Origin of the sequence: Cellulomonas sp. NPDC057328 (genome assembly GCF_042667215.1) — a bacterium.
Classification (GTDB): Bacteria; Actinomycetota; Actinomycetes; order Actinomycetales; family Cellulomonadaceae; genus Cellulomonas.
The window spans coordinates 16,377-38,888 of the sequence record NZ_JBHUZW010000019.1 but is presented as its reverse complement, the minus strand read 5'-3'; the positions used below and the strand labels follow the sequence as shown (position 1 = coordinate 38,888).

Here is a 22,512-nt window from a genome sequence, read left to right as displayed (position 1 = left end):
TCCCGTCGGCCCGTATGCTTGCCCGCGACCAAGGAGGTCAGTGAGTGATTGCGTTCATCGTTGGCACCACGGCGGAGCTGATCAAGATCGCCCCGGTCTACCACGAGCTCTCCGACCGGGGACGCGACGTGGAGATCTGGTACACGGGGCAGCACGTCGAGGAGCTCCCGGCGGCACTGGGTGATCTCGACCTACCGCGTCCGGCGGTGTGGCTGGTGCCCGAGCGCGGCGCTCGCAACCTCGCGCGACCGGTCGACGCGCCCAGGTGGGCCCTGCGGCTCGCGCGCACGGTGCTGTCGCAGCGCGGCCGGCTCCGCGCGCGGCTGCGCCGCGACGGCCGGCAGCCCTGGGTCCTCGTCCACGGCGACACCTTCACGGCTCCCCTCGGGGCGCTGGTGGGCAGGCTCCTCGGCGCGCGCGTCGGGCACGTCGAGGCCGGCATGCGCAGCGGGAGCCTGCTCCACCCGTTCCCGGAGGAGGTCAACCGGCGGGTTGCCGCGCATCTCGTGGACGTCCACTTCGCCCCGAGCGCCAACGAGGCGCACAACCTCCGCCACCGGCGCGGTGCGGTCGTCGTCACCGGCGCGAACACCATCGTCGACGCGGTGCGGTTCGCGCTGTCGCGGCCGTCATCCTCGACGCTGGTCCTCCCGGAGCGGTACGCCGTCGCCACCCTTCACCGCTTCGAGCTGGTGAGCAAGGAGGACCTGTACCGCACGGCGCTCGAGCTCCTGCGCGACGCGTCGCGCAACGTCCCGATCGTGTACTTCGCGGGGGCGTCCGAGCGCGAGCGCATCGCGCAGTACGGGCTCGACGGCCTCTTCGACGGCGAGCGCTTCAGGATCGAGCAGAAGCTCAGCTACGTCGACTTCATGCCGGTGCTCGCGCGCGCCCAGTACGTGGTCACGGACAGCGGCGGCCTGCAGGAGGAGAGCAACCACCTCGGCATCCCCTGCGCCATCCACCGCGCGAAGACGGAGAGGCACGAGGGCGAGGGGTCGCAGATGGTCCTCACGCGCTACGACGCGGGTCGTCTGCGACGCTTCCTCGAGACGTACGAGCAGCACCGCATCGAGCCGTCGCTGGACGACTTCCACCCGAGCCGGCAGATCGCGGACACGGTGGACCTGCTCGGCGCATGACCCGCGAGGCCCGCAGGGGTGCGCCCGCGGGTCACGACCCCGCACGCGGCGGTGCGCCCGCCCGTCAGACAGGAGACCCGTGAGCGTCCGCATCGCCGACTCGGCCGACGTCGACCCGACCGCCTCGATCGGAGAGGGCAGCTCCGTCTGGCACCTCGCCCAGGTGCGTGACGGCGCGCTCATCGGTGAGCAGTGCGTGGTGGGCCGCGGCGCCTACATCGGGAGCGGCGCCCGCGTGGGGGACCGGTGCAAGATCCAGAACTACGCGCTCGTCTACGAGCCGGCCGTCCTGGAGGACGGCGTCTTCGTCGGGCCGTCCGTGGTGTTCACGAACGACACCTTCCCCCGAGCCGTCAACCCCGACGGCTCGCTGAAGAGCGCGAGCGACTGGGAGGCGACCGGCGTCACCGTGCGCACGGGGGCGTCCATCGGTGCGCGGGCGGTGTGCGTCGCACCGGTGGTCGTCGGACGGTGGGCCACGGTCGCCGCGGGTGCGGTCGTGACGCGCGACGTGCCCGACCACGCGCTGATGGTCGGGGTGCCGGCGCGGCGCGTGGGCTGGGTCGGCCGGGCGGGCGTCCCCCTCGAGCCCGCGGAGCGCGGCCGATGGCGGTGCCCGACGACAGGAGAGACCTACGAGGAGACGGAAGCCGGTCTCGCGCTCGCGGACCGGCCCGAGGAGAGTGAGCAGGCATGAGCACGAGCGTCATCCCGGCCGCCAGGCCCCTCATCGGGGACGAGGAGCGCGCAGCGGTGGACCGCGTCATGCGGACCGGCGTCATCGCCCAGGGCCCGGAGGTCGCCGCCTTCGAGCGCGAGTTCGCCGACGAGCTCGTCGAGGGACGCGCGTGCGTGGCGGTGAGCTCCGGCACGACCGGTCTGCACCTCGGTCTCCTCGCCGCGGGCATCGGCCCGGGCGACGAGGTGATCGTCCCCTCGTTCACCTTCGCCGCGACGGCCAACTCGGTCGCGCTCACCGGCGCCACGCCGGTCTTCGCCGACATCGACCCGGCCACCTACTGCCTGGACCCGGAGTCGGTGGCGTCCGTCATCACGGACCGCACGGCCGCGATCATGCCGGTGCACCTGTACGGCCACCCGGCCGACATGACGGCGCTGTCGAGGCTCGCCGAGGAGCACCGCCTGCAGCTCTTCGAGGACGCCGCGCAGGCGCACGGCGCCCGGTGGCAGGGCCACAGGGTCGGCACGTTCGGCACCTTCGCGATGTTCAGCCTGTACCCGACGAAGAACATGACGTCGGGCGAGGGCGGCATGGTGTCGTGCGCCACCGCTGAGGTCGTGCGCGCGGTCCAGCTGCTGCGCAACCAGGGCATGGAGCGACGCTACGAGAACGAGGTCGTGGGCTTCAACGCCCGCATGACGGACATCCACGCGGCCATCGGCCGCGTCCAGCTCGGGAAGCTCGACGACTGGACGCGTACGCGGCAGCGCAACGCGCACCACCTCTCGGAGCGTCTCGAGGGCGTCGGCGTCCCGGTGGTCGCCCAGGGCGCCGAGCACGTCTGGCACCAGTACACGATCCGCATCGAGGACGACCGAGACGGGTTCGCCGCGGCGCTCCTGTCGGAGCACGGCATCGGGTCGGGCGTGTACTACCCGATCCCGAACCACGAGCTGCCGTCGTTCGCCCTCACGCTGGACCTGCCGGCCACCCGTCAGGCCTGCGACGAGGTCCTGTCGCTGCCGGTGCACCCCGCGCTGACGGAGGCAGATCTCGACCGCGTGGTGACCGCGGTGAACGCGACGGCGAAGGCGGGTGCCTGATGGCCGAGCTCCGCGCGGGGCTCCTCGGCCTCGGCATGATGGGCCGCCACCACGCGCGCGTCCTGCGCTCGCTGGAGGGCGTGACGCTCGCCGCGGTGGCGGACCCGGGTGGCGACCCCCACGGCGTGGCCGCGGGCCTGCGCGTCGGTGACTCGGTGCAGTCGCTCGTCGACGCCGGCGTCGACTACGCGGTGGTGGCCGCCCCCACCGCCTACCACGAGGACATCGCCCTCGCGCTGGCTGACGCGGGCGTCCACGTGCTCATCGAGAAGCCGCTGGCCCCGACGACGGAGGCCGCGGACCGGATCGTCACGACCTTCGCCCGGGAGGGTCTCGTCGGCGCGGTCGGTCACATCGAGCGCTACAACCCCGCCCTGCAGAGCCTGCGTGCGCGCCTCGCCAACGGCGACCTCGGCGACGTCTACCAGGTGGCCACCCGCAGGCAGGGACCGTTCCCGTCGCGGATCGCCGACGTCGGCGTCGTGAAGGACCTCGCGACGCACGACATCGACCTCACGTCGTGGATCACGCAGTCGCCCTACACGAGCGTGACGGCTCACGTCGCGCACAAGAGCGGCCGGACGCACGAGGACCTCGTCGCGTTCGTCGGCACGCTGCGGCACGGCGTCGTGACCAGCCACCTCGTCAACTGGCTCTCGCCCTTCAAGGAGCGCACCACGGTCGTGTCGGGCGAACGGGGCTCGTTCGTCGCCGACACCGTGACCGCGGACCTCACGTACCACGCCAACGCGACCGTCGAGACCACGTGGGAGTCTCTCGCCGGCTTCCGCGGTGTCAGCGAGGGCGACACCGTGCGGTACGCGCTCGGCAAGCGGGAGCCGCTGCTGCTTGAGCACGAGGCGTTCCGTGACGCGGTTCTGGGGGTCCGGCACGACGTCGTGACGCTCGCAGAGGGCGCGGCCACCGTCCGCGTGGCGGAGGCCGTGCTCCGGTCGGCGGCGGCCGGCCAGACCGTCGCGCTCTGAGGCTCCGGCTGTCCCCGTCCGCCCGCTACCACGGGCGGACGGGGGCGACGCGCTCAGCGCTCCTGGTCGAGGAGCCCGAGCAAGTAGGTGCCGTAGCCGGACTTGACGAGCCTCTCCGCGCGTTCGCGCAGCTCGTCGTCCGACAGGAACCCGCGCCGCCAGGCGACCTCTTCCGGTGCGCCGACCTTGAGCCCCTGACGGTGCTCGATGGTGCGGACGTAGTCGGACGCCTCGAGCAGCGAGTCGAACGTTCCCGTGTCGAGCCACGCGGTACCCCGCGGCAGCACCTCGACCTGCAGACGGCCCTGCTCGAGGTAGGCGCGGTTGACGTCGGTGATCTCGTACTCGCCCCGCGGCGACGGCTCGAGGTCGCGGGCGATCGCGACGACGTCGTTGTCGTAGAAGTAGAGCCCTGGGACCGCGTAGCTGCTCTTCGGACGGACGGGCTTCTCCTCGAGGGACAGGGCGCGACCGGCGTCGTCGAACTCGACGACGCCGTAGGCCGTCGGGTCGGCGACTCGATAGGCGAACACGGCCCCGCCGTCGATGTCCTCGAAGCGCTGCAGGCGGCTGCCGAGGCCCGGCCCGTAGAAGATGTTGTCCCCGAGGACCAGGGCCGCCGCGTCGTTCCCGACGAAGTCGGCGCCGAGCACGAACGCCTGGGCGAGCCCGTTCGGCTGCTCCTGCACGGTGTAGGTGATCGAGATGCCGAACTGCGACCCGTCGCCCAGCAGCCGCCGGAACTGCTCGGCGTCGTGCGGCGTCGTGATGACGAGGACGTCCCGGATGCCGGCGAGGATCAGCGTCGACAGCGGGTAGTAGATCATCGGCTTGTCGTAGACCGGCACCAGCTGCTTGCTCACGCCGAGAGTGATGGGGTGCAGCCGGGTGCCGGAGCCGCCGGCCAGGATGATTCCGCGCATGGGTCGCCATTCTGGCCCATCCGGGCGCCGCGTGGGTCCGGGCGTGCCTGCGCCCGGCGCGTGGACGCCGGCGGTCAGCCCGCGTCGTGCGTGACGCGCTCCCCGGTGCGCAGCCGCTCGAGGGCCGCGTCGTCGAGCGCGCCGCCGTCGACGAGCACGAGGGAGCCGTCCACCGCCCACGTCGCCGCCGCGGCGAGCGCGAGGTCGACGCCGTCGAGGCCGCGCACGTCGCGCAGCACGCGCGCACCGGCGGGCGGTGCCGTGCCGAGCGCCGTACCGAGCAGCGCGGCGTGCGCGACGTCCGGCCCGCCGGCGACCGCGGGGGCGCCCGTGTCGACGGCCGGGACCCAGCCCAGGGCGTCGGGGTACGTCATGACGGCGGCCGCGGCGTCGACCGCCCCCCGGGGGAGAGGGCCCGCCCAGGACCGGGCGAGCGCCGCGAGCGACACGGCGACGACGGGCGCGCCGGTGCCGTGCTCGTCCGGGCGGGAGGTGACGACGACGTCGACGCGGCCGCCGTCCGCGGGCGCCCGGGCGGCGTCGGCGCGCACGACGCACGCGCCGGCGCGCCACACCGCGGGCGCCCACGTCAGCGCCCGCCAGTGCGCCGGGAGGTCGAGGAGCACGCGCACGCCCGGCCCGGCGTCGAGCTCCTCGACGAGCAGGTTCGTCGTCTTCACGACCCAGTTGGCGAGGACGGCGCCCGACAGCTCGACCCGCTCGTGGTCGGGGCCGTACCAGGTCAGGCGCGGCCGGCCGGGCTCGCGCACGAGCCCGGCGAGGAGGGCGGCGACGTCGGCGGGACGGCCGGCGGCGGGGGAGTCGGTCGTCGTGGCAGGCATGGTGGCAGGCTACGCAGCGGACGCCCGGGCGACCGCGTGGTGGGACGCCACGCCGCGCGCACACAACTTTCACCCGGACAACTCGGGCATCTAGCACGTCTGCGGTTGACGGGGTCGAACGACACGCGTGTAATTCCTGAGAACTGATTCATCGAGCGCGAACGTCGCGGCCTCCGCGCCGCACGGCCGGCTTCGAGGGAGCCAGCCAGGACGAGGACACCGAGCATCAGACCCGCGGAGGCACGCATGTGGCACCTGCTCGACGACGAGGACCTGCCCGACGACGTCGCCACCCCCGTGACCGCACCGGCCGGCAACGTGCTGGCCCTGTTCGGCACGCCCGACGACGACGGCCCCATGGGGTGGCAGGAGCGCGCGCTGTGCGCGCAGACCGACCCGGAGGCGTTCTTCCCCGAGAAGGGCGGCTCGACGCGCGAGGCCAAGAAGGTGTGCACGTCCTGCGACGTGCGCGCCGAGTGCCTCGAGTACGCGCTGGCCAACGACGAGCGCTTCGGCATCTGGGGCGGCCTGTCCGAGCGCGAGCGCCGCAAGCTCAAGCGGCGCGTGGTCTGAGCGCACCGACGTCGGCGGGGTCCCGCCACGCCGGGCGCCGCTGCGCCCGTGGGAGCGGGCCCGACGGCATGATGACGCGAGCATGACTGACACGCTGTCCCCCGTGGACCTCCCCACGACCGCAGCCGTCCCGGTGACGACGCCCGTGACGGCCGTCGTGGTGACCCACGGGCGCACCGGCTACCTGGCGACGACGCTGCGGGCCCTGGCGGCCCAGACGCGCCGCCCGTTCCGCGTGCTCCTGGTCGACGTCGCCGAGCGCGCGCCGGGCGCGCCGGACCCGCAGCTGGGTGCCCTCCTCGACGACGCCTTCGCCGCCACGCCGGCGCCCGTGCCCCGCCTCGCGACCGTGTCCGCCCCCGGTGCGCGCTCCTTCGGCGACGCGGTGGTCGCCGGCCTCGCGCTGCTCGCCGAGGCGGTCGACGAGCGGCCCACGGCGTGGCTCTGGCTGCTGCACGACGACAGCGCGCCCGCCCCCGCCGCGCTCGCCCAGCTGGTGAAGACGGTCGGCCACGCCCCGTCGGTCGCCGTCGCGGGGTGCAAGCAGCGCACGTGGACGGAGCCCGAGCGGCTGCTCGAGGTCGGGCTGCGCACGACGCGGTCCGGCCGGCGCGTGACCGACGTCGAGGCCGGGGAGCTCGACCAGGGGCAGCACGACGGGCGGACCGACGTGCTCGGGGTCGGCGTCGCCGGCGCCCTCGTGCGGCGCGACGTCTGGGACGCCCTCGGTGGCACCGACGCGGCGCTGGGCCCGTTCGGCGACGGCCTCGACCTGTCGCGCCGCGCCCGTCTCGCCGGGCACCGCGTCGTCGTGGTGCCCACCGCGGTGGTGCGGCACGCGCAGGCCGCCTACCACGGCCTGCGCCCGGTGCGGGGGCCCGGCACCGGGGCGTCGGCACCGGCGGGCGCCGACGCGCGCGAGGTCGACCTCGACGGCGACGGCGAGCCCGACGCCGCCGACCCCACCCGCTCGTTCGCGGCGCGCCGCCGCGCGCTGCTGCACAGCCGCCTCGCCGGCGCCCCGCTGCCGCTCCTGCCGCTCGTGGTCCTCATGACGCTGGCCGCCGGGACGCTGCGCGCGCTCGGGCAGCTCGCGGTCAAGCAGCCCCGCCTCGCGGTGGCCGAGGTGCGTGTCGCGCTCGGCGCGCTGCTGCGGCCGGCCGCCGTCGTGCGCGCGCGCCGGCGGGCGCGGGCGTCCCGCGTGCTGCCGCGTCGCACGCTGCGCCCGCTGCAGGCGACGTGGCGCGACGTGTGGCGCCAGGGGCGCGACCGTCGCCTCGCCCGCCGCGAGGCCCGCCGCGTCGTGCAGGCGCCCAGCGAGCTGGAGCTGCGCGAGCTCGCCGCCCTCGCCACGCGCCGGCGCGGCACCCTCGCCGTGGTCGCGGCCGTGCTGCTCGCCGTCACCGCGGTGGCGCTCGGCGGGCTCGTGGGGCCCGTGCTCGGCGGTGCGCAGCTCGTCGGCCCGGCGCTCGCACGCGCGACGACGGACCTCGCCGACGTGTGGTCGGCCGCCACGTCCGGGTGGGTCGCCGGCGGGCTCGGCGCGCCCGGGCCCGCGGACCCGCTGCTGCTCGTCCTGCTGCCGCTCGCCGCCGTCCTCGACGGCAGCCTCGCCGCCGCCGTGGGCGTCGTCGTGCTCGGCGGCGTCCTGCTGTCCGGGCTGGGCGCGTGGGCCGCCGCCGGCGCCGCGACCCGGTCCGTCGGCGTGCGCGCCTGGGCGGCGGTCGTCTGGGCGCTCGCGCCGGCGCTGCTGCTGGCCGTCGGCTCCGGCCGCGTCGGCGCCGTGCTCGCGCACGCGGCCCTGCCGTGGGTCGCGCTCGGCCTGGCCCGGGCCGTCGGCGTGCAGCGCGTCGACCAGGTGCTGTCCGGGCTCGCGACCGTGCGGCGCGACCTCGACGAGCCGGTCGTCCGCGACGTCCGCGACGAGCCCGTCCCGGAGCCCGCCCCCGACGCGGTCGTCGTCGAGCCGGTCGCCGCCGCGCCCGTCGACGAGAGCGACGTCGCGACGCCCGTCCGCGGCGTGCCGGCCCTGCCGCAGCCGCGGTCCGCGCCGTCGGGCGCCGTCCCCGCCGTGGCGGCGCCGGTCCGTCTCGTCGCGTCGACGACGCCCGGCACGGCGCCCACCGACCTGCCCGACGGCGCGCCGCCGACGCACGCGATGGTCGGCGCCCCCGACCCCACCGGCTCGCTGACCGCGGCGGCCGGGGCCGCGCTGGCGCTCGCCGTCGTCGTCGCCGGTGCGCCCGTGCTGCTCGTGCCGGCGCTCGTGGTCGTCCTGCTCGTGGCGGCGCTCGTGCCCCGCGGACGGGGACGCGTCCTGCTCGCCGCCGTGCCGGCGCTCGTGCTGGCGCTGCCCCTGGTCCTCGAGGCCGTGCGCCGCGGCCCCGCCGGGGTCCGGCTCCTGCTCGCGGAGCCCGGCCCGGTCGCGGCCGTGCCGCCCGCGGACGCCGTGGCGCGCGCGCTCGGCGTCCCCGCGGACCCGGCGGCGCTCGTGCCGCCCGGGCTGCCGGGGCCGCTCGCCGACGCGTGGCCCTACCTGACCGGTGCCGTCCTGGTGCTCCTCGCGCTCCTCGCCCTGTGGCGCGGACCCGCGGTCGCGCGCGGCGTGCGGGCGTGCTGGGCCGTCGCCGCGTGCGGTGCCGCCACGGCCACCGCCCTCGCGCTGCTGCCCGCGGCGGTCGGCCCCGACGCCGTCGCCCCGGCGTGGACCGGCGCGGCGGTCTCCCTCCTCACGCTCGGCCTGCTCGGGGCCGCGGTGCTCGGCGCCGACCGGCTGCCGGAGCGGCTCGCACGGCACTCCTTCGGCTGGCGCCAGCCGGTCGTCGGCGTGACGACCGCCGTCGTGGTCGCCGTGGCCCTCCTCGCCCCGGTGTCGTGGGCGTGGGTCGCGCGGGCCGGGGACGCGGTCGCGCTGCGCGCGTCGACCGACCCCGTCGTGCCCGTCGTCGGGCAGCAGGGTGCGGGCTCGTCCGCCGGCACGCGCGTGCTCGCGCTCACGCTCGAGCCCGCCGAGGGTGCGTCCGGCACCGTCGGGTGGAGCCTCCTGCGGGCGGACGGCGACCAGCTCGTCGACGACGCGGCCGCCGTGACCACCGCGCGGGCCGCGGAGCCCCTCACCGACCCGTCCGGCGCGGTGACGGACGACGCGTCCGCGGAGGTCGCCACGGTCGCCGCCCGGCTCGCCGGCGGTGCGGCGGGCGACGTCGCCACCTCGCTCGCCGCGCTCGGCGTCGCCGACGTGCTCGTGCCGGCACCCGTCGCGGACGACCCCGGCACCCGGGAGGCGCGTGCCCGGCTCGTCGGCACGCTCGACGCCACCGCGGGCCTGGAGCGCGTCACGCACCACGGTGCCGGCACGCTGTGGCGCGTGCGACCCACCGAGGGCGACGTCGTCGCGGCGTGGGCGCGGCTCGTGCCCGACGCGGACGGGACCACCGAGCCGGACGACCTGGCCGTCGGGGCGCAGGCCGTGCCGTCGGCGCGACGCTCCCTGGACGTCGAGGTGCCCGCGGGCGACGCGGACCGCGTCCTCGTGCTGGCCGAGCGCGCCGACCAGGGGTGGCACGCCCACCTCGACGGCCGCCGCCTCCAGCCGGTCGACGTCGGCTGGCGGCAGGCGTTCGCGGTCGGCGCCGACGGCGGCCGGCTCGAAGTGCGGCACGACGCCCCCGAGCGCACGCCCTGGCTCGTGGCGCTCGGCCTGACGACGTTGGTGACGGTGCTGCTGGCGCTCCCGCTGCGCCGGCGACGAGGGGTGCGCACATGACGGCCGACGACCGCACGCCCGACGACCGCACGCCCGACGCCGGCGTGCGCGTCGACCGCGCCCCGGCCGACGCGGCGCCCGCGCCCACGGGCCCTTGGCGCGGCCGCGCCGCGCGCGTGCTCGGCGGGCTGGCCGTGCTGGCGCTCGCCGGTGGGGCCGTCGCGGCGGGCGTGCACCTGGGTGTCGCCGACGCCGTGCCGGTCGCGGCCGCGGACGTCGACACGCCGCCCACCCCGACGACGCTCGCGTGCGCGGGGACCCTGCAGCCTCCCGCGGAGCGGGAGCGGGGGGACGACGCCTTCGACCCGACGCCGGTGGCGCCGGCCACGACGGTCGATGCCGTCGTCGCCGCGGGCCGCGGCGCCGGGGCCGCCGAGGTACTGCCGCCCGGTCGCGGGGACGCGACCGGCAGGCTCGCCGCCGGCGGCGGCGTGCTGCGGCTCGACCCGGTGGTCGACCCGCTGGTCGTGCGCGGCGCCCCCGCGGACACCGCCCCGGTGCTCGCTGCCGCCACGACGTCGCTCGTCAGCGCCGGCGACCTGCGCGGCCTCGCGGCGGCGTCGTGCACGCCGCCGGGCGTCGACGACTGGCTCGTCGGCGGTGCGACGACCGTCGGCTCGACGGCCACGCTCGTCCTCACCAACCCCGGCCTGACGACGGCCGAGGTCACCCTCGAGGTGTGGGGGCCGAACGGGCCGGTCGAGCCGACCACCGACCGGCACGTCGTCGCACCGGGCGCGACGCAGGTGGTCGACCTCGGTGGTGCCGCCGCCGAGCAGCGTGGCGTCGTCGTGCACGTGACGTCCACCGGCGGGCAGGTCGCGGCGCACGTGCAGGACTCCGTGGTCGAGGGCTTCACGCCCGCGGGCACCGACCTGGTCGTCCCGGGCCGCGGGCCGGCGCAGCGCCAGCTGGTGCCGGGCATCGTGGTCGAGGAGTCGCAGGTGGGCGGGGAGGTCGGGCCCGCCCTGCGCCTGCTCGCGCCGGGCGAGGACGGCACGACGGCGCGCGTGACCCTGCTGGGCGGTGACGGCCCGCTCGACCTGCCCGGCGCGGACGAGGTGGAGCTCGCGGCCGGCACGGTCGTCGACGTCCCCCTCGCCGGGCTGCCCGCCGGCGCGTGGACGGTGGTCGTGGATGCCGACGAGCCGGTGGTGGCGGCCGCGGTGGCGACCCGCACCGGGACGGCCGGCGAGCTCGACGACCGGCCGCGCGTCGAGCGGGCCTGGTCCGCCGCGACGACCGCCGGCACGTCGGGCACGTCCACCGGCACGTCGGTCGACACGCACGGCGCCGTGGCGCTGCCCGCGGGCGTCGCCGCGACCCTCGTGGTGGGCGCCGTCGCGGACGGCGAGGACCCGACGGCCACGGGCGCGGGCCGTGCGCGGCTGCACGTCCTCGACGACGACGGGCGCGTGCTGTCGGAGCACGACGTGACGGTGGACGCCGGCACGACCGGCTCGTGGGCGGTCGCCGACCTGGCCCCGGGAGCGGCGGACGCCGCCGGTCTCGAGCTCGAGGTGCTCGGCGGCGCCGACGTCGTCTGGGCCGTGCACCTCGAGGTCGCCCAGGAGGACGGCCCCCTGGTGTCGGTGCTCACGCCCGTGCCGGTGGCCGACGCGGCCGCGACGCTGCGGGTCCGCGAGGACCCGCGCGCGACGCGGGGCTGACGCGGGCCGGGCGCCGAGGAGCGCCCGCGCGAGCGGACGGGCTCAGGCCGCCCCGGTGGACCGCAGCTGTGCGCGCTCCCGGAGCGTGAGTCCGGCGTCGATCGCGACCCGCAGCGGCGCCTGCCACCAGTGCCGGTAGCGCCGGTGCAGGTACTGCCGGGCGCTCGCGTGGTGCGCCCGGATCATCGGCGCCGGCTTGTCCCGCCACGACGTGCCGCCGACGTGCGTGACCCGCACGTCCGGCACGTACAGGTTCTCCCACCCGGCGCGGCCGAGCCGCTCGCCGAGGTCGACGTCCTCGAAGAACATGAAGTACGACTCGTCGAAGCCGCCGACCTGCTCGAACGCCTCCCGGCGCAGCACCAGGCACGCGCCCGACAACCAGCCGGCCTCGCGCAGGTAGCCCCCGACCGACTCCTGGCGCGCGTGGTACGCGCGGGTCCACGGGTTCTCGGGCCACACGCGCGCGAACACGGCGTGGCCGGCGCCCTGGCGCAGCGAGGGCAGCGCGCGCGCGGACGGGTACATCGTGCCGTCGGTGTTGAGCAGCATCGGCCCGAGCGAGCCCGCGCGCGGCTGGTCGTCGCCGGCGTCGAGCAGCTCGTCGAGCGAGCCGGGCGTCCACTCGAGGTCGGAGTTCGCGACGACGAGCCACGGTGCGGTCGCGCCCCGCGTACCGGCGTTCGCAGCAGCGCCGTAGCCGACGTTCGACCCGGGCACGACGAGCCGCCCGCCGGCCTCGAGGACGACGGCCTCCGCGACAGCGTGGTCGGTGCCGTTGTCGACGACGACCAGCTCGACGGGCTGCGTCGAGGCGGCTGCGAGCGTGCGGGCGAAGCGGCGGAGCTCGTCACCGGGGTGGTAGACGACGCACACGACGCGGACACGGGGGGCAGCCGGGGGGACTGCGGGGGACGCGCTCATCGACGACCCAGCCTAGTGGCCGTCGTCGTACCCGGGGTCCACCTCGTCCGGCGCACGCCCGAGGAGGTGGGCGACCTGCTCGACGACGACGTCGCGGACGAGGTCCGGCAGGTCGGCGGCGTCGTGCGCGCGGGCCTCGACGGGGCGGCGGTAGACGACGATGCGGTGGGGGAGGCCCGTGTCGGCGGGGAAGTAGCGACCGAGCGGCACGCCGCCGCTCTCCCACGGCGCCGGGTCGGACGGCGGCACGTCCTCGACCGCGAACTCCACGCCCTCGAGCTGGCGCGCCCAGCGGCGCTCGAGGTCCTCGACCGCGTCGAGCACCAAGTCGTCGAAGCGCTCGGCGCGCGTACGGTAGCCGGGCGTGCTCATCGGCAGCACCGGTCCGCGCAGGCCGCGGCCCCGGCGGTCGCGCCGGCGGACGGCCCCGGCGCGGGGCGGCGACGCGGGCACGTCGGCGCCACGGCGAGCGGGCAGCACGCGGTCCGGCGCCCCCGGGGTCGCGCTCGAGGGGGACCCCGGGACGGGACGGGACGGGCCGGCGGGGGTCATCCGGCCACTGTACGTCGGCGCGACACGGCGGGGTGTGCGTGCGTGGGCGCACCCTCCCGCGCGCGCCCACGGGGTACCGTCTGCATGTGAGATCCGTCCGGCAGTGCTCGCGCACGGCGTGCCCGCACGCTGCGGTCGCGACGCTCACCTACGTCTACGCCGACTCCACCGCGGTGCTGGGGCCGCTGGCCCAGCTGGCGGAGCCGCACTCGTACGACCTCTGCGTCGAGCACGCGGAGCGGCTCACCGCGCCGCGCGGCTGGGAGGTCGTGCGGCTGCTGCCCGACCTCGAGGCTGCCGCGCCGAGCCACGACGACCTGCTGGCCCTCGCGGACGCGGTCCGCGAGGCGGGCCGCCGCCGCGCGCCCGAGCCGTCGCCCGCGCTGGCCCCCGTGCCGGCCGCGACCGCCCCGGCGGACGGGCGTCGCCGGGGCCACCTGCGCGTCGTCCCCGGCGAGGCGCCGTGACGGGTCGCGGGCGTGCGCGACGCACGCCGGCGGACGAGCCCCTGGGCTCGGTGACGCGCCCGGTCGTCGACGACTCCGCGGTCGTCCCCGGCTGCCACCGCTGCCGGTCCGCCGCGCTGACGCGCGTGCGGCTCGCGCTGCCGGACGGCCGGCCGGCGGTGTTCGCCTCGTGCGACGCGTGCGAGACCACCGCCTGGTACGTCGTCGACGGCGACGGCACGCCGCTGGGCCCGGACGGGTCCCCGCGCGACGCCGGCTGACGGCGCACGACCGACCCCGCGCGACCGACCCCGCACGACCACCCCGCCACGACCGACGCCGCACGCTCGCTAGGGTGGGGCCCGACCCCGCCGTCGTAGAACGAAGGACCCTTTCGTGCCCGCACCCGTGGACCTCTCCGCGCTCATCAAGGCCTACGACGTCCGGGGCACGTACCCCGAGCAGCTCGACGCGGGCGTCGCGCGTGCCATCGGCGCCGCGTTCGCCGACGTCGTCGTGCTGCCGGAGGTCGCCGCCGGCGCCCGGCCGCGCGTCGTGATCGGCAACGACATGCGTCCCTCCGGCCCGGAGCTCGTCGGCGCGTTCGCCGAGGGCCTCACGGCGCGGGGCGTCGACGTGGTCCTCATCGGCCTGTGCTCGACCGACGGCCTGTACCACGCCTCGGGCGCGCTGGGCGTGCCCGGGGCGATGTTCACCGCGAGCCACAACCCGGCGCAGTACAACGGCATCAAGCTGTGCCGCGCCGGCGCGCGTCCCGTCGGCCAGGACACCGGGCTCGCGGACGTCCGGGAGCTCGCCGGCCGGTACGTCGCCGACGGCGTCGAGCCGGTCGCGGACCGCGGCACCGCCACCGAGCGCGACATGCTGACCGAGTACGCGCAGTTCCTGCGCTCGCTCGTCGACCTGTCGGGCATCCGCCCGCTCAAGGTCGTGGTCGATGCGGGCAACGGCATGGGCGGGCACACCGTCCCCGCGGTGCTGGGCACGGGCGCGGGCCTGCCGGCCCTGCCGCTCGACGTCGTGCCGCTGTACTTCGAGCTCGACGGCACGTTCCCGAACCACGAGGCGAACCCGCTCGAGCCGGAGAACCTGCGCGACCTGCAGGCGGCGGTCGTGCAGCACGGCGCCGACCTGGGGCTCGCGTTCGACGGCGACGCGGACCGCTGCTTCGTCGTCGACGAGAACGGGGACGCGGTCAGCCCGTCCGCGATCACGGCGCTGGTCGGCCTGCGCGAGGTCGAGCGCGAGCGCGCCGCCGGCCGCACGCCGACGGTGATCCACAACCTGATCACCTCCCAGGTCGTGCCGGACCTGCTGCAGGCGGCGGGCGCGCGCACGGTCCGCACCCGCGTCGGGCACTCGTTCATCAAGGCGCAGATGGCCGAGCACGAGGCCGTGTTCGGCGGCGAGCACAGCGCGCACTACTACTTCCGCGAGTTCTTCTTCGCGGACACGGGCATGCTCGCCGCCATGCACGTGCTCGCGGCGCTCGGCGGCCAGCCGCACCCGTTGTCCGCGCTGGCGGACCAGTACCAGCCGTACCTGAGCAGCGGCGAGATCAACTCCCGCGTCGAGGACGTGGCCGCGGCGCGCGCCCGCGTCGTCGAGGCGTACGTGACGCAGCAGGGCGGTGGCCCGGTGCAGGTCGACGAGCTCGACGGGCTCACGGTCTCGCACTGGGACGGCCACCCGCAGTGGTGGTTCAACCTGCGTGCGTCGAACACCGAGCCGCTGCTGCGGCTAAACGTCGAGGCGGCGGACGAGGACATCATGGAGAAGGTGCGCGACGACGTGCTCGCGCTCGTGCGGCAGGAGGAGACCCGATGACCGACGACCATCAGCTTGAGGAGGCCACTACGGCCACCGCGCCCTCGCTCGAGCCGTGGGCGCGGGCGCTGCTGCGCTGCCCCGTGACGGGCGCCGAGCTCGTGGACGGCACGGACGCCGACGGCCGTCCCGTGCTCGTCTCGCAGGACCCGGAGCGCCCGCTGGTCTACCCCGTGCGCGACGGTATCCCCGTGCTGCTGGCCGACGAGGCGCGGCCCGCCTGACGTCCGTCCCCGCACGACGACGGCCCCCGGTGCGTGCGCACCGGGGGCCGTCGGCCGTCGTGCCGCGTCAGCCCGCGAGGGCGTCCGCCAGGGCGTCGCGCAGGTCGGTGTTCTCCTCGAGCCACGCGCGGGCCGACGCGGCGGGGTCCGCGCCGTCGTCCTCGTGGAAGATGCGGTTCTCGAGCGAGAAGAGCTGCTCGTCCGTCAGCGTGAAGTCGCCGATGGCGGCCGCCAGCGCCGGGTAGTCCTCCGTGAACCCGGAGCGCCCGACGGTGTGGATCTCCTCGGCGGTGCCGAGCAGGCCCTGCGGGTCCTCCAGGTCGCGCACCGGGTAGGCGTCGTAGGCCCAGTGCGGCCGCCACAGCGTCACGACGACGTCCTCGCCCGCGTCCGTCGCGGCCTTCAGCTCGGCGAGCATGGCGGGCGTCGAGGAGACGACGAACTCCATGCCGTCGAGGCCGTAGCCCGGGATCACCTCGTCCTGCGTGATGCGGGTGAGCCCTGCCCCTGCCTCGATGCCGACGATGCGGCCGTCGAACGCGTCGGCGTTCGCCGCGAGCTCCTCGAGCGACGTGATCGGCGCGTCCTTGTTGACCGCGATGGTCAGCGTGGCGTCGTCGTACCAGACGCCGAGCTGCTCGAGGTCGTCGCCGTACGTCTCCAGGTAGTCGGCGTGCGTCGTCGGCAGCCACATGTCGAAGTTGACGTCGTAGTCGCCGCCGGCCAGGCCGGTGTAGACGATGCCGGCGTCGGCGTCGTCCGTCTCCACGTCGTAGCCGGCGTCCTCGAGGGCGGCCGCGAACAGGTGCGAGACGGCGATGCCCTCGTCCCAGCCGGTGTGGATGCCGATCGAGACCTGCGGCAGGTCGCCGTTCTCGAGCCGGTCGGCCTCCTCGGACGTCCCGCCGGAGCAGGCCGTCAGGCCGAGGGAGAGGGCTGCCGCGGCGGCGAGGGTGGTGCGCAGACGTGCGGGGGTCATCGTGTCCTTCCGTGGGGGACGGGCCCGGTGCCCGTCCCGAGGGGTGGGGGAGCCGGCGCGCGGGCGCGCCGGACGTGCGTGGCGACCGTGCCGGCCGCGCGGAGGGGTGGTCAGGCGGACGCGGCGGCGAGGGCGCGGGAGACGGGTGCCCGCCCGGCGAGGGCCGCGGTGACGCGGTCCAGGTACATGGCGAGGACGACGACCGACAGGCCGGCCTCGACGCCGAGCGCGACGTCGACGCGCGTCAGCGCGTTGACGACCTCGCCGCCGAGGCCGCCCGCGCCGACGAGGCCGGCGACGACCACCATGGACAGGGCGAGCATGATCACCTGGTTGACGCCCGCCATGATCGTCGGCAGCGCGAGGGGCAGCTGGATCTGGCGCAGGATGCGCCCCTCGGTCGACCCGAAGGCGTGACCGGCCTCGACGACCTCCCGGTCGACCTGGCGGATGCCGAGCTCGGTGAAGCGCACGCCGGGCACCATCGCGAACACGACCGTCGCGACCACGCCGGGCACGATGCCGACGCGGAAGATGATCGCCATCGGGATGAGGTAGACGAACGTCGGCATCGTCTGCATCAGGTCGAGCACGGGACGCAGCAGGGCGGACACGCGGTCGTCGCGGGCGGCCCAGATGCCGAGCGGGACGGCGAGCGCGAGCGCGACCACGCTGGCCAGCAGCACGAGCGCGAGGCTGTCCATCGCGTTGTCCCACTGCGCCACCGCGATGACGACGCCGAACCCGACGAGGGAGCCGACGGCCAGGCGCCAGCCCTTGACGAGGAGGGCGACCAGCGCGAGCGCGAGCGCGACGGTCCACGCGGGCGGGCCGCCGAGCACGGCGTCGAGGCCGTCGTAGACGAGCTCGACCACGTCGCGCACGGCGCGGAACAGGCCGCGGAACGTGCTGGTGACCCAGTCGGTCGCCGTCTCGACGGCGTCGCCCAGCGGCAGGCGGGGGAGGATGCTCGTGGCGCTCACGCGACGGCCTCCGTCCGGGTGGCGGCGGTGGCCGGCAACGGCGTGCCGTCCGGCGGGGTCGGCGGCAGGTCGCCTGCCGGCGGGACGTCGGTCGGCGTCATCGCCTCGAGCAGCGTCACGCGCGGGATGACGCCGACGAGCCGCCGGTCGTCGTCGACGACCGGCACCGGCAGCGCGGACCCCGCCGCTGGGGCGAACACGTCGGCGAGCGGCGTGGTGGGACCGACGCTCGTGACGTCGCGGTCGAGCGCGTCCGTGAGCGCGGCCGTGCCGGCGCGCAGCGCGGAGACCACGTCCGCGTCGCGCACCACGCCCTGCAGGACGCGCCGTCGGTCCACGACGTACGCCGCGGGCAGCTGCTGCTCGCGCAGCGTGCGCAGCACCTGCCGCGGGCCGGCGGTCACCTGGACGGTCACGGCCGGGGGACGCATCACCGACGCTGCCGTGAGCACGCGCGAGCGGTCGACGTCGGCGACGAACTGCGCGACGTACTCGTCGGCGGGCGCGGACAGGATCTCCTCGCCGGTGCCGACCTGCACGACGCGGCCGTCGCGCATCACGGCGATCCGGTCGCCGAGGTACATCGCCTCGTTGAGGTCGTGCGTGATGAAGACGACCGTCTTGCCGAGCTGCTGCTGCAGCTCGAGCAGCTGGTCCTGCATCTCGCGGCGGATGAGCGGGTCGAGCGCGCTGAAGGCCTCGTCCATGAGCAGGACGTCCGTGCCCGCGGCGAGGGCCCGGGCGAGCCCGACGCGCTGGCGCATGCCGCCCGACAGCTGCGACGGCAGGGAGTCCGCCCAGCCGGAGAGCCCGACGAGCTCGAGGGCCTCGCCGGCGCGCCGACGCCGCTCGGCGCGGTCCACGCCCTGGACCTCGAGCGGGTACGCCGCGTTGTCGAGCACGCTGCGGTGCGGCAGGAGCGCGAAGTGCTGGAACACCATGCTCACCCGGCGGCGGCGCAGCTCGCGCAGGCGGCGGGCGTCGACGGCCGCGAGGTCGTCGTCCCCGAGCAGCACCCGGCCGGCCGTGGGCCGCCACAGGCCGTTGAGCATGCGGATGAGGGTCGACTTGCCGGAGCCCGACAGGCCCATGACGACGAACGTCTCGCCGGAGGCGATCTCCAGGTCGACGTCGACGACCGCGGCGGTGCCCCACGGGCGCACTTCGTCGCGCGTCGCTCCCTCCCGGAGGCGGCGCAGCGCCTCCGCGGGTCGCCGGCCGAAGATCTTGTACACGCCCTCGGCGCGCAGTGCGGTCACGTCCACCTCGTCCGTCCTGAGCCCGGCGCCGGGTGTGCGGCGGCCGCGGGTGCACCACGTGCACCCGCTCACGGGCTCTCGCGTCGGACCCCGGACCGGTGCGGTCTGCGCTGTGCGCGCCCGGCGTGGCCGGGTCGAGGGTCGGTCGTGACCCTCGGGGTCCGCCCCCGGCCGGACGGCCCGGGGCGCGGCCCACCCTGCCGCGCCGCGCACGGTCGCCGCAAACGACGTGTGCCCGGTTCGCCCGGTATCCGGCCGCCCACGACGCCCACCCCCGCGCGGAGATGGACGCGTGACCTGCAGAGACGCGCGTACCGAGATCGTGACCGAAGCGTGACCATCACATGGTGGTCTGCGGGGGGACCGGGCCCCGTCGGCACGGTCCGGGCCGCCCCGTGCGGGCGCGGCAGCCCTGCCTGCGACGACTCAGGCCGCGGGGTCGGGCACGCCGTGCGGGAGGCGCCGCAGCAGCCGTGCCTCCTCCTCGCCGCGGCGCACCCGGTCGAGCTCCACGTCCGTCTCGCGCCGCCGGCGTTCCGCGAGGACGGCGGCGAGGAACGCCTCCGGGTGCGTCCCGGCGGGCGGCGGCGGGCTCACGAACGGCCCGAGCTCGGCGCACAGCCGCGTCCCGAGCTGCACGCGCGAGGCCGGGTGCAAGCGGTCGGCGCGGGCGAGGAACTGCCGGACCGCCAGCGCGAGGCCGTCCGGCAGGCGCGCCACGTCGGCGTGCGCGGCCCAGCCGGCGAGGGCGGGCGGCATCGGGGTCGTCCGCCGCACCGGCGCGGCCCCGCGCACGCGCGCCGCGTACGTGCCGGCGAGGACGTCCCCGACGCGCTTGCCCTGCGGGTGCACGAGGGACGTCAGGAAGGCCACCGAGCCGAGCGTCGCCCACAGCTCCAGCACACCGGTGAGGGCACGCACGAACGCCTGCCGGAACGTGAGGGGACCGCCGTCGTCCCGCACGACCCGGATGCCGGCGACGAGCTTGCCGAGCGAGCGGCCGCGCGTCAGCGTCTCCACGGTCGTCGGCAGGACCAGCACGACGGTGACGAGCACGACGATCATGAGGATCCGGCCGGTCTGCGCGTCGAGCGCCAGGTCCACGCCGCCCAGCAGGCGTGTGGCGACGTACGCGCCCACGAGCAGCGCGATCACGTCGACGATGCCGCCGCACAGCCGGGACGCCACCGAGGCCGGGCGCGTGTCGAGGAGGACGCCCTCGCCGATGACGACGCCGTCCGCCGGCCCGTCCGGCCGCCACCCCGTGCCCACGCTCACCTGCGCAGACTAGCCGCCGGGCGGCACCGCGCGACCGTCCGCGGGTGGCAGGCTGGGGGCGTGGACCTCGACGCCTGGACCCGCGCCCGGACGCCTCTGTGGACGCGCCTCGACGCGCTCGTCCGCGCACGCCGGCTCGACGGCGCGCAGGCGGACGAGCTCGTGCGGCTGTACCAGGCCACCGCGACCGACCTGTCGGCCGTGCGGTCGGCGGCGCCGGACCCCGAGACGGTCACCCGGCTGTCGCAGCTGCTCGGCCGCGCGCGAGGGCGGCTCGCCGGCACGCACGCGCCCGCGTGGTCGGACGTCGCCCGGTTCGTCGTCGTGAGCGTGCCCGCAGCGCTCCACCGGATCCGCTGGTGGACCGTCGCGGTGATGGCCGCGTTCCTCCTCGTGGGCGTCGCGACCGGTCTGCTCGTCGCCCTGGACCCCGACGCCCGGGCGCTCATGGGGACGCCTGCGTCGCAGCGCGAGTACGTCGAGGAGCAGTTCGCCGCGTACTACGAGCCGGGTGCCGGCTTCGCGACGATGGTGTGGACCAACAACGCCTGGATCGCCGCCGTCTGCGTCGGCACCGGGATCACGGGCGTGCTGCCCGTGTACATGCTGCTCAGCAACGCGGTGAACGTCGGCGCCGCGGGTGGGCTCATGGCGGCGCACGGGCGGCTGGACGTGTTCCTGCAGCTCATCTCGCCGCACGGGCTGCTCGAGCTGACCGCCATCTTCGTCGCCGGCGCCGCGGGCCTGCGCCTGTTCTGGACGATGGTGGACCCGGGCCCGCGCCCGCGCGGGCGTGCGCTGGCGCAGGAGGGGCGTGCGCTGTTCACCGTGGCGATCGGCCTCGTCGGTGTGCTCGCGGTGTCGGGCCTGGTGGAGGGGTTCGTCACCGGGTCGACGCTGCCGTGGCCGGTGAAGGTCGCGATCGGCGCCGTCGTGCTGGCAGCGTTCTGGGCGTACACGCTCGTGCTGGGCCGACGGGCCGTCGCGGCGGGGGAGACGGGCGACCTCACGGCGGACCGGGCGGGGTACACGGTCGCGACCGCGGGCTGACGGCCGGGTACACGGTCGCGACCGCGGGCCGCCGGCCGACGCGGTGCCTGGTGCGACCGCGCCGGTCGGTCGGCTCAGGTCGTGGCCAGGCGGACCTCGTGGTCGTCGGCGTCGTCCGCGACGAAGCGGACGAACGCGTCGCCCTCGGCCGCGACGTCGCGGCGCTCGGACGCGGTCAGGGGCTCGAGGGGCGTGACCGTCGGGGTGGCGCGCACGCGCGTCCCGGCGGTGGTGCGGGCCACGGCCCACGTCGCGCGGACGCGACCGTCGACGAGCACGGCCGCGGGCGTGCGGCCGTTCGGCGTCTGCAGGCGCCGGCGGTGCGCGTCGTCGATGACGCGGTCGCGCCGGTCGTGCGACAGCCACACGTCGTCGTAGTCGGCGAGGTAGCGCACGGGGGCAGGCACGTCGGGGTCGGGTCGCGGCGCGTCGGGCAGGTCGAGCAGCAGGCGGGGCCGCCCCGACGCGGTGGCCGGCGTCGCGGGCAGCTCGACCAGCCGGTCACGCACCCGGTCCACGACCGCACGCAGGCCGCGCAGGGCGGACCACGCCTGCACGTCGGCGACCGACGCCGGCCCGTACGCCGCCAGGTACCGGAGCACGAGGCGCTCCTCGGCGCGGCGGCGCACGTCCGGGTCCGTCAGGTCGCCCGCGGCCGCGACGGCGTCGGGCACCCACGCGTCGAGGGTGGTGAGCGTCGGCGCGGCGGACCCCCGCCACAGCCCGCGCGGCGGCACCTGGACGAGCGGCAGCAGCGCCCGCGCGAACGCCGCGAGGTGCTGGGGGTCGACGTCGGGCCACGTGGCGGCGAGGTGGGCGCCGAGGCGCGTCGTCGGGCGCGGCTCCGCCGTGATGTGCTCCGCGGCGAGCCGCGCGAGCAGGTCGAGGTCGAGGGCGTCGGCCGCGGCGCGCCGCTGCGGGTTCGCGCGCAGCTCGCGGTGCAGGACCGGGCGGACGAGCGTCGCGAGCACGGCGGCGTCCTCGGCGGTCACGAGGTGGATCGTCGAGCGCATGACGGCGATCCGCACGAGGCGGCGGTCGAGCAGCAGCGCGTCGAGCGTGCCGGTGCGGAAGTCCTCCACGCGGCTCCACAGCCCCACGAACGGCGACCACGGGTTCTGCGCCTGCAGCCCGACGAGGTCCGTGACGACCTGCTCGACGCCCGCGGTGGACCGGCTCAGCAGGTGCTGGCGTGCGAGCAGCGCGCGGTTGAGCGCGCGGTCGTCGAGCGGGGCGTCCACGGGAGGCGACGCTAGCGCGCACGGCCGCAGCGCGGGCCGGT

The 22,512-nt window shown here is 76.5% G+C and carries 21 protein-coding genes; 12 read left to right on the top strand and 9 right to left on the bottom strand.

Annotation, left to right across the window (positions count from 1 at the left end; translation table 11 throughout):
- Window positions 1–44 precede the first annotated feature (44 nt).
- The 4 genes from ACFUMH_RS05870 to ACFUMH_RS05855 all read left to right on the top strand — a co-directional run bounded on the left by ACFUMH_RS05870 (window position 45) and on the right by ACFUMH_RS05855 (window position 3,913).
- Entirely contained in the window at window positions 45–1,142 is a 1,098-nt protein-coding gene (locus ACFUMH_RS05870; RefSeq protein WP_378201832.1) for a UDP-N-acetylglucosamine 2-epimerase, read from the top strand.
- A 79-nt stretch (window positions 1,143–1,221) separates the two neighbouring features.
- Window positions 1,222–1,839, top strand: a complete 618-nt coding sequence (locus ACFUMH_RS05865) for a DapH/DapD/GlmU-related protein (protein WP_378201829.1) — start codon at window positions 1,222–1,224, stop codon at window positions 1,837–1,839.
- Window positions 1,836–2,927 carry a DegT/DnrJ/EryC1/StrS family aminotransferase gene (locus ACFUMH_RS05860; protein ID WP_378201826.1) on the top strand — a complete coding sequence of 364 codons (1,092 nt, stop codon included), beginning with the start codon at window positions 1,836–1,838 and terminating at the stop codon, window positions 2,925–2,927. Before ACFUMH_RS05865 ends, ACFUMH_RS05860 begins: the two co-directional genes overlap by 4 nt.
- Complete coding sequence (locus tag ACFUMH_RS05855; protein WP_378201823.1) at window positions 2,927–3,913, top strand: Gfo/Idh/MocA family protein; 987 nt, start codon at window positions 2,927–2,929, stop codon at window positions 3,911–3,913. The genes ACFUMH_RS05860 and ACFUMH_RS05855 overlap by 1 nt, the downstream gene beginning before the upstream one ends.
- A 53-nt stretch (window positions 3,914–3,966) precedes the next feature.
- Here the strand turns inward: ACFUMH_RS05855 and rfbA are convergent, their stop codons facing one another.
- Together rfbA and ACFUMH_RS05845 are read right to left on the bottom strand one after the other, a co-directional pair.
- Window positions 3,967–4,836: a glucose-1-phosphate thymidylyltransferase RfbA gene (gene rfbA, locus ACFUMH_RS05850; protein WP_378201819.1), complete on the bottom strand. Its 870-nt coding sequence runs from the start codon at window positions 4,834–4,836 to the stop codon at window positions 3,967–3,969.
- A 74-nt stretch (window positions 4,837–4,910) separates the two neighbouring features.
- Entirely contained in the window at window positions 4,911–5,678 is a 768-nt protein-coding gene (locus ACFUMH_RS05845) for a TIGR03089 family protein (RefSeq protein WP_378201816.1), read from the bottom strand.
- A gap of 246 nt (window positions 5,679–5,924) precedes the next feature.
- On the opposite strand from ACFUMH_RS05845, the gene ACFUMH_RS05840 reads away from it, so the two are divergent.
- The 3 genes from ACFUMH_RS05840 (at window position 5,925) to ACFUMH_RS05830 (ending at window position 11,687) form a co-directional block, all read left to right on the top strand.
- Window positions 5,925–6,251, top strand: a complete 327-nt coding sequence (locus ACFUMH_RS05840) for a WhiB family transcriptional regulator (protein WP_378201813.1) — start codon at window positions 5,925–5,927, stop codon at window positions 6,249–6,251.
- Window positions 6,252–6,333: 82 nt separating this feature from the next.
- On the top strand, window positions 6,334–10,017 hold the full coding sequence (locus ACFUMH_RS05835; protein WP_378201810.1) for a glycosyltransferase: 3,684 nt from the start codon (window positions 6,334–6,336) through the stop codon (window positions 10,015–10,017).
- Window positions 10,014–11,687: a DUF5719 family protein gene (locus tag ACFUMH_RS05830; RefSeq protein WP_378201807.1), complete on the top strand. Its 1,674-nt coding sequence runs from the start codon at window positions 10,014–10,016 to the stop codon at window positions 11,685–11,687. The genes ACFUMH_RS05835 and ACFUMH_RS05830 overlap by 4 nt, the downstream gene beginning before the upstream one ends.
- 42 nt (window positions 11,688–11,729) lie before the next feature.
- Here the strand turns inward: ACFUMH_RS05830 and ACFUMH_RS05825 are convergent, their stop codons facing one another.
- Window positions 11,730–12,611 (bottom strand): glycosyltransferase family 2 protein, encoded by an 882-nt coding sequence (locus ACFUMH_RS05825; protein ID WP_378201804.1) that lies wholly within the window; start codon window positions 12,609–12,611, stop codon window positions 11,730–11,732.
- A 12-nt stretch (window positions 12,612–12,623) separates the two neighbouring features.
- Entirely contained in the window at window positions 12,624–12,983 is a 360-nt protein-coding gene (locus ACFUMH_RS05820) for a metallopeptidase family protein (RefSeq protein WP_378201801.1), read from the bottom strand.
- Between the two features lie 266 nt (window positions 12,984–13,249).
- On the opposite strand from ACFUMH_RS05820, the gene ACFUMH_RS05815 reads away from it, so the two are divergent.
- From ACFUMH_RS05815 to ACFUMH_RS05800, 4 genes are all read left to right on the top strand, one after another.
- The gene (locus ACFUMH_RS05815) at window positions 13,250–13,630 is read left to right on the top strand and encodes a DUF3499 domain-containing protein (protein WP_378201798.1); all 381 of its coding nucleotides are present in this window, start codon (window positions 13,250–13,252) and stop codon (window positions 13,628–13,630) included.
- Window positions 13,627–13,890, top strand: coding sequence for a hypothetical protein (locus tag ACFUMH_RS05810; protein WP_378201795.1), 264 nt, complete (start codon window positions 13,627–13,629; stop codon window positions 13,888–13,890). The genes ACFUMH_RS05815 and ACFUMH_RS05810 overlap by 4 nt, the downstream gene beginning before the upstream one ends.
- A 115-nt stretch (window positions 13,891–14,005) precedes the next feature.
- Window positions 14,006–15,457, top strand: a complete 1,452-nt coding sequence (locus ACFUMH_RS05805; protein ID WP_378201792.1) for a phosphomannomutase/phosphoglucomutase — start codon at window positions 14,006–14,008, stop codon at window positions 15,455–15,457.
- Window positions 15,454–15,681 carry a Trm112 family protein gene (locus ACFUMH_RS05800; RefSeq protein ID WP_378201789.1) on the top strand — a complete coding sequence of 76 codons (228 nt, stop codon included), beginning with the start codon at window positions 15,454–15,456 and terminating at the stop codon, window positions 15,679–15,681. The genes ACFUMH_RS05805 and ACFUMH_RS05800 overlap by 4 nt, the downstream gene beginning before the upstream one ends.
- Window positions 15,682–15,748: 67 nt before the next feature.
- Here the strand turns inward: ACFUMH_RS05800 and ACFUMH_RS05795 are convergent, their stop codons facing one another.
- From ACFUMH_RS05795 to ACFUMH_RS05780, 4 genes are all read right to left on the bottom strand, one after another.
- The gene (locus tag ACFUMH_RS05795; protein WP_378201786.1) at window positions 15,749–16,660 is read right to left on the bottom strand and encodes a glycine betaine ABC transporter substrate-binding protein; all 912 of its coding nucleotides are present in this window, start codon (window positions 16,658–16,660) and stop codon (window positions 15,749–15,751) included.
- Window positions 16,661–16,770: 110 nt separating this feature from the next.
- Window positions 16,771–17,643 carry an ABC transporter permease gene (locus ACFUMH_RS05790; RefSeq protein ID WP_378201783.1) on the bottom strand — a complete coding sequence of 291 codons (873 nt, stop codon included), beginning with the start codon at window positions 17,641–17,643 and terminating at the stop codon, window positions 16,771–16,773.
- Window positions 17,640–18,902, bottom strand: coding sequence for a glycine betaine/L-proline ABC transporter ATP-binding protein (locus tag ACFUMH_RS05785; protein ID WP_378201780.1), 1,263 nt, complete (start codon window positions 18,900–18,902; stop codon window positions 17,640–17,642). The genes ACFUMH_RS05790 and ACFUMH_RS05785 overlap by 4 nt, the downstream gene beginning before the upstream one ends.
- Window positions 18,903–19,328: 426 nt before the next feature.
- Window positions 19,329–20,180: an RDD family protein gene (locus ACFUMH_RS05780; protein WP_378201777.1), complete on the bottom strand. Its 852-nt coding sequence runs from the start codon at window positions 20,178–20,180 to the stop codon at window positions 19,329–19,331.
- Window positions 20,181–20,240: 60 nt separating this feature from the next.
- Between ACFUMH_RS05780 and ACFUMH_RS05775 the strand changes: the two genes are divergently transcribed.
- On the top strand, window positions 20,241–21,230 hold the full coding sequence (locus ACFUMH_RS05775) for a stage II sporulation protein M (protein ID WP_378201774.1): 990 nt from the start codon (window positions 20,241–20,243) through the stop codon (window positions 21,228–21,230).
- A gap of 74 nt (window positions 21,231–21,304) precedes the next feature.
- Here the strand turns inward: ACFUMH_RS05775 and ACFUMH_RS05770 are convergent, their stop codons facing one another.
- Window positions 21,305–22,471, bottom strand: a complete 1,167-nt coding sequence (locus ACFUMH_RS05770) for a winged helix DNA-binding domain-containing protein (RefSeq protein ID WP_378201771.1) — start codon at window positions 22,469–22,471, stop codon at window positions 21,305–21,307.
- Window positions 22,472–22,512: the final 41 nt, after the last annotated feature.